The organism is Moraxella sp. K02 (assembly GCF_041154755.1).
GTDB lineage: Bacteria > Pseudomonadota > Gammaproteobacteria > Pseudomonadales > Moraxellaceae > Faucicola.
Window position 1 is genome coordinate 379,552 of sequence record NZ_AP031590.1, and the last position, 12,321, is coordinate 391,872.

The 12,321-nt window shown below is 45.3% G+C and carries 12 protein-coding genes; 7 read left to right on the forward strand and 5 right to left on the reverse strand.

What is annotated here, in order from left to right:
- Positions 1-35 precede the first annotated feature (35 nt).
- Complete coding sequence (gene nadB, locus ACAM39_RS01740; RefSeq protein ID WP_369628007.1) at positions 36-1,733, reverse strand: L-aspartate oxidase; 1,698 nt, start codon at positions 1,731-1,733, stop codon at positions 36-38.
- 510 nt (positions 1,734-2,243) lie between these two features.
- Here nadB and ACAM39_RS01745 point away from each other — a divergent pair.
- The 4 genes from ACAM39_RS01745 (at position 2,244) to purC (ending at position 5,719) form a co-directional block, all read left to right on the forward strand.
- Positions 2,244-3,434 (forward strand): metallophosphoesterase, encoded by a 1,191-nt coding sequence (locus ACAM39_RS01745; RefSeq protein ID WP_369628008.1) that lies wholly within the window; start codon positions 2,244-2,246, stop codon positions 3,432-3,434.
- A 225-nt stretch (positions 3,435-3,659) separates the two neighbouring features.
- Complete coding sequence (gene dapA, locus ACAM39_RS01750) at positions 3,660-4,553, forward strand: 4-hydroxy-tetrahydrodipicolinate synthase (RefSeq protein WP_369628009.1); 894 nt, start codon at positions 3,660-3,662, stop codon at positions 4,551-4,553.
- The gene (locus tag ACAM39_RS01755; protein WP_369628010.1) at positions 4,550-4,849 is read left to right on the forward strand and encodes a hypothetical protein; all 300 of its coding nucleotides are present in this window, start codon (positions 4,550-4,552) and stop codon (positions 4,847-4,849) included. The genes dapA and ACAM39_RS01755 overlap by 4 nt, the downstream gene beginning before the upstream one ends.
- A gap of 141 nt (positions 4,850-4,990) precedes the next feature.
- Positions 4,991-5,719 carry a phosphoribosylaminoimidazolesuccinocarboxamide synthase gene (gene purC, locus ACAM39_RS01760; RefSeq protein WP_050325481.1) on the forward strand — a complete coding sequence of 243 codons (729 nt, stop codon included), beginning with the start codon at positions 4,991-4,993 and terminating at the stop codon, positions 5,717-5,719.
- A 254-nt stretch (positions 5,720-5,973) separates the two neighbouring features.
- Here purC and serB read toward each other — a convergent pair whose 3' ends face one another.
- A complete protein-coding gene (gene serB, locus ACAM39_RS01765) occupies positions 5,974-6,969 on the reverse strand; it encodes a phosphoserine phosphatase SerB (RefSeq protein ID WP_369628011.1) in 996 nt (331 codons plus the stop codon).
- An 81-nt stretch (positions 6,970-7,050) separates the two neighbouring features.
- Here serB and ACAM39_RS01770 point away from each other — a divergent pair, with 81 nt between their 5' ends.
- The 3 genes from ACAM39_RS01770 (at position 7,051) to ACAM39_RS01780 (ending at position 9,403) form a co-directional block, all read left to right on the forward strand.
- Positions 7,051-8,436 (forward strand): hypothetical protein, encoded by a 1,386-nt coding sequence (locus tag ACAM39_RS01770; protein ID WP_312276894.1) that lies wholly within the window; start codon positions 7,051-7,053, stop codon positions 8,434-8,436.
- A 109-nt stretch (positions 8,437-8,545) separates the two neighbouring features.
- Complete coding sequence (locus ACAM39_RS01775; RefSeq protein WP_060995306.1) at positions 8,546-8,782, forward strand: PA3496 family putative envelope integrity protein; 237 nt, start codon at positions 8,546-8,548, stop codon at positions 8,780-8,782.
- A gap of 81 nt (positions 8,783-8,863) precedes the next feature.
- Positions 8,864-9,403 (forward strand): YecA/YgfB family protein, encoded by a 540-nt coding sequence (locus tag ACAM39_RS01780; protein ID WP_159374190.1) that lies wholly within the window; start codon positions 8,864-8,866, stop codon positions 9,401-9,403.
- 56 nt (positions 9,404-9,459) lie between these two features.
- Here ACAM39_RS01780 and argG read toward each other — a convergent pair whose 3' ends face one another.
- The 3 genes from argG to ACAM39_RS01795 all read right to left on the reverse strand — a co-directional run bounded on the left by argG (position 9,460) and on the right by ACAM39_RS01795 (position 12,277).
- Positions 9,460-10,824: an argininosuccinate synthase gene (gene argG / locus ACAM39_RS01785; RefSeq protein WP_159374191.1), complete on the reverse strand. Its 1,365-nt coding sequence runs from the start codon at positions 10,822-10,824 to the stop codon at positions 9,460-9,462.
- A gap of 162 nt (positions 10,825-10,986) precedes the next feature.
- Entirely contained in the window at positions 10,987-11,463 is a 477-nt protein-coding gene (greA, locus tag ACAM39_RS01790) for a transcription elongation factor GreA (protein WP_007116148.1), read from the reverse strand.
- A 262-nt stretch (positions 11,464-11,725) separates the two neighbouring features.
- Positions 11,726-12,277 (reverse strand): phosphatase PAP2 family protein, encoded by a 552-nt coding sequence (locus tag ACAM39_RS01795; RefSeq protein WP_036594540.1) that lies wholly within the window; start codon positions 12,275-12,277, stop codon positions 11,726-11,728.
- Between the last annotated feature and the right edge of the window lie 44 nt (positions 12,278-12,321).

Below are 12,321 nucleotides of genomic sequence, written 5' to 3' on the forward strand. Positions count from 1 at the left end.
GGATGATAAACATCCCCTTTTTTATTTAACCCATACTATGGCATAGATGGGGTTAAAATCACGTCTGCCGCGACTGGCAAAGTTTGCGGAAAGTCCTTATTGTAATGTAGTCCGCGCGATTCGTGGCGACGTAGCGCGGAGCGCACAATCAGCTCAGAGACTAGCAGCAAATTACGCAATTCAATCAGATTTTTACTGACCACGAAGTTGGCGTAGTAATCATTTACTTCTTGTTTTAACAACAAAATGCGGTTGAGTGCGCGATGCAGGCGTTTATCCGAGCGCACAATACCAACGTAGTGCCACATACTTTGGCGCAGCTCATCCCAGTTTTGCAGCACGATGACTTCTTCGTCGGGGTCGGTTACATCTTGGCTGTCCCAATCAGGGATAGTAGGAATGGGGGGAACGCGATTTTCTGCAAATGCAGCGGCAATATGCCGCGCTGCACTCATCCCGTACACAAAACACTCTAACAGCGAGTTACTCGCCATGCGATTGGCACCATGCAGACCCGTAAAGGACGTTTCGCCCATGGCATATAGATTGAACACGTCGGTTTGGGCGTTTTCATTGACCATCACCCCGCCACACGTGTAGTGAGCGGCGGGTACCACGGGGATTTTATCTTGGGTCATGTCAATGCCCAGCTCTAGTAGCCGCTCATATAGCATAGGGAAATGACCTTTAATAAAAGCTGGTTCTTGATGCGTAATATCTAACCAAACATGACGTATTCCCAAACGCTTCATCTCAAAGTCGATGGCGCGAGCCACTATATCACGCGGTGCCAGCTCACCCCGTTCATCGAAGCGAAGCATAAAACGCTCACCTTCTGGGTGTTCTTTGGTTGCTGGCAGGCGCAGGTAGGCACCTTCACCGCGCATGGCTTCGGTAATTAAAAACGAACGCGCTTCTGGATGATAGAGACAAGTAGGATGAAACTGATTAAATTCCAAATTCGCAACGCGGCAACCTGCCCGCCATGCCATCGCGATACCATCGCCCGTGGCAATATCGGGGTTAGATGTATATAAATACGCTTTTGATGCCCCGCCGCAGGCTAAGGCGATAAAGGGCGCGGTAAAGGTCAGCACTTGATTGGTGTTCAAATCAAGCGCGTACAGTCCCACGGCACGATTAGGCTCGGTAATTGGACTGTAGTTGTGTTTGCTAAGTTTATGGGTGGTGATGACATCAATGGCAGCAACATACTCAAACAGTTTGACATTCGGGCATTGTTTGACACGTTTGGCTAACGTGGTAGAAATGGCCACCCCAGTGGCATCTGCCGCATGGATGATACGACGTTTGGTATGACCGCCTTCACGCGTCAGGTGCAAGGTTTCGTTTTCATCCAAGGTAAATTTGACACCTTGTTTGAGCAAAAACTCCACCGCTTCTCGGCTATGCTCTACCGTAAAACGTACCGCATCTTCATGACAAAGACCTGCCCCTGCAATCAAGGTATCATCGACATGCTCATCAACCGAATCATCATCCGATAGTACCGCCGCCACGCCGCCTTGGGCATAAAAAGTGCTGGCTTCAGTGAGCTTGTCTTTTGCCAAAACCGCAATCGATAGATGGCTTGGCAAGGATAAAGCTAACGATAAACCTGCACCGCCACTGCCGACAATCACCACATCAAACGCGTGGCGATGGTTAGCCTGTGCTTGGGGCTGGAGAGTTTCTTTGATAGGGGAGTTTGACACATTAACGCTTGCTGTCATAACGCTGACGTCCTTCAAATTAATGAGTTAAAGAGCCAAAAAATCTAAGCAAGCGCTGAGCAAATTGGGTCACCGTGCTACATTTAAAAGGCTTTGTTTAAAAGGCTATCTTTAAAAGCTATGGTTAAAAGGCTAAGTTTAAAAAGCTATGTGAAAATAAAACTATCATATCAGCTTTTATAAATGATGGCGGATTTTTTGTACGGTTTGTTGTTTAAGTAGCAATCCCATCCAAATAGCCCATGGTTAAGGCTAAACAGGGTACGACGTATGCAAACGCGCTCGTCTTTGTTTTGCCGTCACTGACAGACAAAGAATCTAAAATGCAAAGTCAGGCATTTTTGGATGAGTTAAATACAAAAAATTCGCCTAGCTGTTCATCCATTTTTTGCGATATGATGACAGTTTAAATTGTCATATCCATGATTGCCATTTATAATGGGCGCTTTTTTTTATACGTACTTGTCATGCAAATTATTGATTATTCAGTAGATTTAGGTAACGCTTTATATGGGTGGTAGCATGATTGGCAGTTGGCTAGGTCATCTTGGAGCACTCATTGCCGTTTTGGTAATCCTATGGTCGTGCCTAAAAACCGTGCAGCTCAAAGCCCGAACAGATAATCTGCAAATCCTGCTGCAACTGGTCAGTTTCTACGCGCGCTATTGGTTTGTTTGGTTATTGGTGTGGGCAAACGTGCAAATGCTGTATGACAACCAAATCATCTACTGGCTGCTTATCGCGTTATCGCTATTGTATATCTATATGAGCTGGGTTGAGCCCAATCGGCTGCGCGTTTCACGCTTTTCAATTAATTTGACTGTACCTGCGACTTATCAAGCTGCGACCTATCAGCCCGCGACCGATATTTCACTGGCTGCGCCATCGTCACAACCTATCAAACGACAACCTATCAAACGACAAGCTGCAAAAATTGCGGTGCTGAGTGATATCCATGTGGGTATATTTTCTAACCCCCATCAGTTAGCGCGTTTGGTAAAATGCCTTAATCGCTTGGATGTTGATGCGGTGCTTATTTTGGGTGATTGGTTATATCAAGCGACAACTTTGGATGCCCAACTAAGCCCATTTAAAACGCTGAACAAGCCTTGCTATACTGTCCTTAGCGATGCCGATACCCAGCAGGTTATCGATGATGCGCAAAATAGCGAACCTGCTAGCAATATACAGTTAATGAACATCTTGCCAACTTTTGGCATTCAATTATTGCCTGAGCAAGGCTTGCATATTGCCGGGATTAACATCATAGGTATTCATAATGGCAGTACAATGGATTTACCGCGCGTGATTGAACAGCAGCGCCGAGCGGGGCAGCCATTAGTGATTGCCACCCATGATGTCAAGCAGTTAGAAGCCAATCCGCGAACCTTAAGTGACGCCAACAACGATACTTTGGTGATTGCGGGACAAACCCATGGTGGGCAGGTCAATATACCTATACTGACACCGCTGATGGTGAGAGCATTGACAGGCAATAAACTGGCGGCGGGGTTACGCAGACCAGATACAGCCAAACAATCCGACTATCATCCCAAAGCATTCAATGAGGCTAACAAACCCAGCAAACGCTACCAAGTATGGGTGAATACTGGGATTGGCGTGACAGGGTTGCCGTTTCGTTTTAATTGTCCCCCTACCATTGATGTGCTAACCATCCAAGTTCAAACGGCTGATACTTAACCCATATAATTCGCCACCGTAAGCCAGCGACTATAAACCAGTTGTTGCCTTATTATCTGGTTGAGTGGGGTCTATAACCTTATTGGCTATGGCGGTGGAGAAACTTGCGTTTGCTATCAAAGCGCTTAAACTTCGCCCCAAATGTATGCTACACTAGACAAAAATTTTCAAAAAATTATCGCAGCTGTTACATATTCTACTTAAGGTTTTGTCCAAGGTATTGTTATGACCCCCATTTTAGATAAACTACAAGGCTCTATGGTCGCATTGATTACACCTATGCATAGCAATGGTGACGTCGATTGGCAATCATTGGCAAATCTCATTGATTGGCAAATCGAGCAAGGTACGGACGTACTGGTATCGGTTGGTACGACGGGTGAATCCGCAACCTTATCCATGCAAGAGCATGTGGACGTTATTGAATTTACCATGAAGCAAGTGGGTGGTCGTATTCCCGTCATCGCGGGTACAGGCGCTAACAATACAGTTGAAGCCATTGAGCTGACCCAGCACGCCAAACAAGCGGGGGCGGATGCCGTGCTGTTGGTTGTGCCCTACTACAACAAACCGACCCAAGAAGGGCTATACTTACACTATAAAGCCATTGCTGAAGCCGTGGACATTCCCCAAGTGCTATACAACGTACCCGGGCGCACCATCGTGGATATGCAGCAAGCCACTGTCGAGCGCCTAGCGGACATCGAAAATATCATCGCGATTAAAGATGCGACAGGTGACGTGGCGCGTGGTGCCAAACTGATTGAAGCAGTAAAAGGTCGCATGATTGTATTGTCAGGAGATGATGAAAGCGCGTTAACGCTGATGCGTCATGGGGCAAAAGGCAATATTTCAGTGACCGCCAATGTCGCGCCAAAAATCATGAGCCAAATTTTTGGCTTGGCACTCAAAGGTGAGTTTGAACAAGCCGAAGCATTAAACCAAAAAATAGCCCATTTACACCAAGATTTATTTATCGAGTCAAGTCCCATTCCTGCAAAATATGCCTTATACAAAATGGGGCATATTGAGCAAGGTATCCGTTTACCATTAACTTGGCTTACCCCAGAACACCAACAAGTGATGGATGAAGCACTTGCCAAAGCAGGTTTACTATGAAAAAAACACGCAGCACCAACCGCAATCGATTCAACGTCCAGCTAGCCCTAGCGATTATTGCCTCTGCTAGCATTGCTATGACAGGCTGTACTACTTTTAAACGTAAAGTTGGCGACAATTCTTTGGACTATACCAAAACCAAAAAACTTGAACCCATCCAATTACCGGCAGATGCACAAACGCTACCTTTTACGCCAGTCTATGCGGTGCCGCAATCGGGTGAAAATACGTTAAAAATCACAAAAGAAGGTAGTAAGCGTTTTGAGCTACCGCGTCCGATTAGCACCGTAAAATAAAGAGTGGCTGATAGCATCTATGATCTATGATAGTTGGCAGCTTGTGTTGCTAACCGCGTATCAGCCAATCAATGCAACTGTCATAAATTAGCTACACTGAGCCAATCTTAGCCAATCTTAAACAGCCATTTGGGAATTACCATGCAAAAACTCGATTTACTTTATAAAGGCAAAGCAAAATCAGTCTTCGAAACTGACAATCCAGATTATCTGATTTTAGAATTTCGTGATGATACCTCTGCTTTCAACGGCGAGCGTATCGAACAGTTAGCGCGTAAAGGCAAAGTCAATAACCGCTTTAATGCCTTTATCATGCAAAAGCTCAGCGAAGCAGGCATCGAAACCCATTTTGAACAGCAATTATCGGATGAAGAAGTGCTGGTCAAACGCCTAACAATGATTCCCGTCGAGTGTGTGGTACGTAACTATGCGGCAGGCAGCCTAGTACGTCGCTTAGGCTTACAAGAAGGTCAAGCGTTGACGCCACCTACCTTTGAATTATTCTATAAAGATGACGGTCTGGGCGACCCAATGGTAAATGATTCATTAGCGGTATCACTCGGCTGGGCAACGCAAGCACAACTGGATGAAATGAAAGCCTTAACCTTCAAAGTCAATGACGTGTTATCAAAAATGTTTGATGACGGTGGTTTGATGCTGGTGGATTTCAAACTAGAATTTGGGGTATTCAAAGACCGTATCGTACTGGGCGATGAGTTCTCGCCAGATGGTTGCCGTGTCTGGGACAAACAAACCAAGAAAAAACTGGATAAAGACCGTTTCCGTCAAAGCCTAGGTGATGTGGTCGAAGGTTATGAAGAAGTTGCCCAACGTATTGGCGTGTCTTTGGTTGATGAGTCAGGTCGATAAATCGGACGCATTCATCAAGCTAGCTAATCGCTACAGCGAATCTAATTAAGTCCAATTAAACTTGGATGAAATGTAAAATAGATAAACATCTAAAACTGGGGCTTGCTCCAGTTTTGTGTTTTTAGGCTTAAATTTAGGTTTTTAGCGATAAAAATTATCCACCGGTAAGGTTATCAAAACAAGTGATCGAAAAGACTCACTTATTTGAGTTAATTTTATGACGCCTAGTCATGGGTGTTGTATGACTGAGTCTATCAATCGCCCAATCCCAAAACAGTCATCACCCCATCGAGTCCTGCGACGGTTACCGCATAATCTGCTTGGTCGCGCACAATCGGTTTGGCGCGATAGGCAATACCGATATCGGCTAGCCCTAGCATTGGCAAGTCATTAGCGCCATCACCGACAGCAACAGTCTCTGACAGCTTAATGCCTAAACGCTGTGCCACGGCTTGCAAAATTTCGGCTTTACGCTTGCCATCTACAATCGCTGAGGTGATTTCACCTGTCACTAGATTATCGACGATATCTAGGTCATTGGCATAACTCTCATCCATCCCTAAGCTGTTTTTTACGTATTCGGCAAAATAGTTAAAGCCGCCTGAGACCAATACCACATAGTAACCATGATTTTTCAGTGCGCTAATCAAGCGTTTTGCCCCTGGGCTAAAGGTAATGTGATTGGCAATAATGTCTTCAAGCACCTCACTTGATAACCCTTTAAGCAAAGCCACACGGCGAGTAAAGCTTTCAGTAAAATCAATTTCGCCGCGCATGGCAGATTCGGTAATCGTATCGACTTGTTCACCAATCCCGGCTTTTTTTGCCAATTCCACAATCACTTCTTGCTCAATCAACGTTGAATCCATATCAAACAACGCCAGTTTATGCGGGCGCACCAATGTCGCAAGAGGCATGACATTGATATCTACGTGATAGAGATTGTTGGCGGCGATTTGTTTGACCCGTTGCGGTAAGTCGCTGATATCGCTATCTGACTCCAGCGTCACAATCCAGCGAATCGTCGTCACAGGGCTGGTTTGCTCAGCTTGGGCGAGTGTGTCATTGGCTTGCCAATCAAGCTCATTGACTAAGGTGTCTTGATGTAAGAGGCGAATGGCAGGATGAAGGCTTGCAAGGGTTTGGCTAATTTGGCTCAATAGCCCCAATTCAAACTTGGCAGCGCTTAGGGTAATCGCGTAACTATGGGGAAAATGCTGATTAAGTTGATACAAAAAATTCGTCGTCATGGTAGTTTACCCCTTGTATGCCAAAAAAATAAACATGATAATGTAGCATTTAATCGCTCCTAAAGAAAGTTTAATCTACCCATGAATCATCTAGCCCCCCGTCAAGGCAAATTCGCTATTGTGCTACTTATTAGTTTTTGTTTACATTTTTTGATGCTTACTTTTAGTAGTGAAAAATCCCAATACGAGCAGCGTACCCAAAAGGGTGAAAAAATTGTTGAACAGTTAGCCAAAGAAGCCATGGTGGGCATCACGAGCCAAGATAGAATTAGCCTGAGCGTCTTGGCAAACCGCTACCAAGTTGATCAGGAAGTTGCCAAGCTTGTCATCAGTGACCAAAACAATCAGCCGCTGGTGCAAACGGGACAAGCGCAAAACGAAGTGGGGCAGGTGATTGACAAACCCATTATCCAAAACAACCAAGTCCTCGGTCACGCCACCATCACCATGAAAGCGGTATCCAAAGGTGAGATTGTCAGTAGTCAGTGGTTGTTTGTATTAGGGTCAGCAATTTTGCATGGGTTTTTATGGTTGATTTATGGCTATATGGCGCGCCCAACGCAGGAACAGCTTGCGCAATTGGGTGAAAAAGTGCAGCAGCATATCGCGCTTGCCCGTGGCGGCTTAGCACCCAGCAACAGGGTATTGACAGCCGATGGTGAATTGCAGTTGGATGACCATGACGCCTTATACAATCAAGCAGAAGATAGCAGCGCGGCCGCGCAACCTGCCGCCACTGGCAAAACCATCAATGATTTTTTAAATCGAGAAAAATCAAAATCTGCTAAAGACATTCCCCAAACCCAGCCCACAGCGACCAACATGACTGACAATCTGGCTCAAGAAGCGACAGTAGACAGCCAAAAACAACCCGAAATCGAATTACAAATTCATTTTTACGACCAGTATCATCTGCTAAAACGGGTGGCACCTGAAGTTGCAAAACCGTATTTTCAATTGTGTAATCAGCTATTGATGCGCGCATCAAACAGTTTATTTAACTCGTCAAACAATGTGTTAAATCGCTATATCAAAGACGTGTATATCAAAGACAACTCGCATTTTAATGCCAACGGCGCGGTCGTTCATCTAGCAGGTAAAGCCGAGCAATTGCCACTGGCAGCGGTGTTATTGTCAAAATTGTTGATTATCCTCAACCAAGTGGTATACGAAAAACACCGTGAGCTATCGCGTTTTGCTTTGCCATTAACCATCGGTACCAGTATCAGTCATCAATTCGATGACGTACAAAAACTGATGGCAAACCACGCCAAAGAAGATGGTTTATTGCTCCTGTATCCACTGGATTTACTTAAAACGTTAGATGGCAAAGTGCAGTTTAAAAACCTGCAACATCCGACCACTATCACAGAGCGTGAGATGGTTTGGTACAACGGTTTATCAGAAACCTTGATGACCGAACTCATTGCCAAACGCGATGAAATTTTGACCGCCACAGAAAAATAAACGAATCATGGCTATTTTTTCTTTCGCCACTTGACTTGACTGACAAAACCCATTATAAGGCTTTATGAAATTGCAAATTTATCGAATCGACCAGCGAAAGGAGCAATAAATGGCTGATCCAGATATTGATGATAGCTTTGAAGATGACAGTTTTGATGATGACGATGACGCGCGACTCGTGGATGACGACGCATCGGGTCGAAGTCGGGCAAGTAGTCTTGAAAAACGTCGTTTGATTGATAATTTATTGGAAGAAAAGCGTCTAGAGCGCTCACTTAAAGACAGTTTTGATGACGATCTTGATGACTTAGACGATGACGACGATTTTGACGATGATGAGTTGTAAGTCAAGCAAAAGGTTAATACACTAGGTATTAACCTTTCTTTTTTCAATCCGCTTTTTTGATAGCATACTAGGATAACCACCATGGATTTTGATGATTTAATCGATTTTTTAGACAGTGATGATAATGAATTTGGGCTATCGAGCATCGCTACACACGGCTTTTTAACCGCCTCTATTGTCGGCAAACCTTTAGACAATTGGCAAACCTATCTTTTTGAAGGGCATGAAAAACAAGTCAAGCCAGAGGTGTTATCAGCCATTGTACAGTGGCGTGATGAGCTGCAAGCCATGCTGCAAGATGAGCGTGAAATTGAGCTACCTTTTGATGTCGACGAAACTGATTATCTCGATATTGAAAACTCAGAAATCAGCGAATGGTCGGTGGGTTTTGTTGATGCCATGTATGCCAGCGATGACGAAGAAGATGATTGGCTTGATGATGACGACAGCGAAGAAGATGTGGCAATGCTGACGTTACCGATGATTTTGTTTAGTGGCATTGATGAAGACCAACCGGATATGCAAGAGCTACTCAAAGACCCAGAAACCATGAGTCAGATGGCACAAGCCATAGAAAAAAACATCGTTGAGTTGTTTTTGTTATTTCATACCAATGACTAAATGATGGGTCGTAACAAACCAAGGGCGTATTCAATACGCCCTTTTTATTTACCGCATTATTTTTGCTCTAGTTGTGGTACGTCTGAGCCGTGGGCATTGGATAACAAACCTGATTGGCTATATAACGCCAATTTAGCCCGGGTATCTGAAATATCTAGATTGCGCATGGTAAGCTGACCGATACGATCCATTGGCGTGAACGCCGCATCTTCCACTTTTTCCATTGATAGACGTTCTGGTTGGTAGGTCAAATTGTCAGATTTAGTATTTAAGATGGTATAGTCATTACCGCGGCGTAGCTCGATGGTGACTTCACCCGTGATAGCTTTAGCGACCCAGCGCTGGGCGGTTTCACGAAGCATCAAGGCTTGTGAGTCAAACCAGCGACCTTGGTACAACAAGCGACCTAGGCGTAAGCCATTGATACGGTACTGCTCGATGGTGTCTTCGTTATGAATCCCAGTGACCAAACGCTCATAGGCAATGTGTAACAGCGCCATGGCAGGGGCTTCATAGATACCCCGTGATTTGGCTTCGATGATACGGTTCTCAATTTGGTCACTCATCCCAAGACCATGACGACCGCCGATTTCGTTGGCTTTTAAAATCAAATCCACTGGGCTATCAAAGATTTCGTCGTTGATTGCCACGGGCATGCCTTGTTCAAAGCGTACGGTCACCGTTTCTTTGTCGATTTTGACATTTTCATCCCAAAATGCCACACCCATAATCGGCTCAACGATGTGCATGCTGGCATCCAAAAACTCCAAATCTTTGGCTTCATGCGTCGCACCGAGCATATTTGAGTCGGTTGAGTAGGCTTTTTCTTTGGACATTTTGTAGTCAAAGCCATTGTCGATTAAGAACTGTGACATCTCGCTACGACCCCCCAATTCATCAATGAAGGTTTGGTCAAGCCACGGTTTATAGATTTTAAGGGCAGGGTTGGTGAGTAACCCATAACGGTAAAAACGCTCAATGTCATTGCCTTTATAAGTTGAGCCATCGCCCCAAATGTTGACATCATCTTCTTTCATGGCAGTCACTAGCATGGTGCCTGTGACCGCACGACCCAGTGGCGTGGTGTTAAAGTAGGGCATACCACCAGTGCTGACATGAAACGCACCACATTGAATTGCGGCAATACCTTCAAGCGCCAATTGCAAACGGCAATCAATCAAACGCGCTTTGACCGCACCGTATTGGTCGGCTTTTTTCGGAATGGCGTTGTAATCGTCTTCGTCAGGTTGACCTAAGTTTGCGGTATAAGCGTATGGCAGCGCGCCTTTTTGCTTCATCCAAAGTAGCGCAGCCGAGGTATCAAGTCCGCCTGAAAACGCGATACCGACTTTTTGCCCGACGGGGACAGATTGTAAAATGGTGGCGTTATTGGTGGCATTGTTTGTGGTATCGTGGCTCATAACCTTTCCTATCAAGTCATCAAAAAATAATCTGTAAAATCAACCTATCGAATTATTGTAACATTTTTGTCAACGTGTTTTTCGCCATTTTTTGACAATTAGCCATAATTTGTCACAATAAAAAAGCCAATCATTTGATTGGCTGTATGGGCTAAATAGCGGTCATTGGTACAACACTTCGACGATTTCGTACTCGACTTCACCGCTTGGGGTTTGGATTTTGGCTTCATCACCTTCTGATTTGCCAATCAGACCGCGCGCGATGGGCGAGTTGATGGAGATTTTATTGGCTTTAAAATCCGCTTCGTCATCACCCACAATTTTATAGCGTTTTTGCTCTTCCGTATCGAGATTTTCAATCACTACCGTGACGCCAAACACCACGCGACCTTCTTGCGGTAGTTTGAGCGGATCAATGACTTCAGCCCCGCCCAGTTTGGCTTCGATATCGCGAATACGAGCTTCACAAAATCCTTGCTGCTCACGGGCAGCATGGTACTCGGCATTTTCTTTTAAGTCGCCATGTTCGCGCGCTTCGGCAATCGCCGCGGTAATACGTGGACGGTCAACGGTTTTGAGCTGTTTGAGCTCTTCTTCTAAAGCCGCGTGACCTTGAGGCGTCATTGGATAACGTTGCATAGGGGATTCCTTTTGTCACAAATAGGGATTCAAACGGCAAGATTGCCAAAGTAACAAGTCACAAAAAATGGTCATCAACTCTCGTGATTGACCGCTATCTATTTTGTATAGATGAAAAAAACCATGCTAGACAGGGTTACTGCCTAACAAGGTTCTAGTAAAAAATTTGCTGTGCTGCGTCAATCACCACAATAACGGTATTTTACTTGATAACGGCTTGTGATGCAAAACATTCACTCAATTGACTGTATGAACCCTGACATTACCAAGCTGAGCTGATGGTAACACCCACGGCTTTATTTTCATACCAAGGTAAAATAGTGGCATTGTCAAACGGTTGCGTCATCACCAAACCACTGATGACACCCAGCGCGCAGCCAGCAACCACATCACGGGTATGGTGCTTGTCGGCATCCACCCGTGACCAGCCCACATAGGCGGCAGGAATCATTGCCATCGAGCCATAGCGCCAGCCATAGCGTTGACCGATGAAAGTCGCGCCCGCGCAAGAATCACTAGCATGCCCAGACGGAAACGAGTAATCTTCACCATTGGGACGTTCGCCCCACGCGGTGTCATTGGTGGCGTATTTGAGCGCATAGGTAGCCGCCAAATTGGTTGCCATGGTTTTACCTAGTTGATACACGCCTTCTTGGTCGTGTTTGGCAAGTGCCATGCCTAAGCCTGCTACCGGGATGGCAATATGCAATATATCGCCCGCTTTTTCGCTATCGCTTTTGGCATATACCGTTGTCGTCGGCGCTAATACAGCAGCGAGCAGTATGACGTTAAAGGTCTTAGAAGGTTGTCTCATGGCATTCACACCCTGATTGTGGTTAGTGGTCAAAACATTGATAA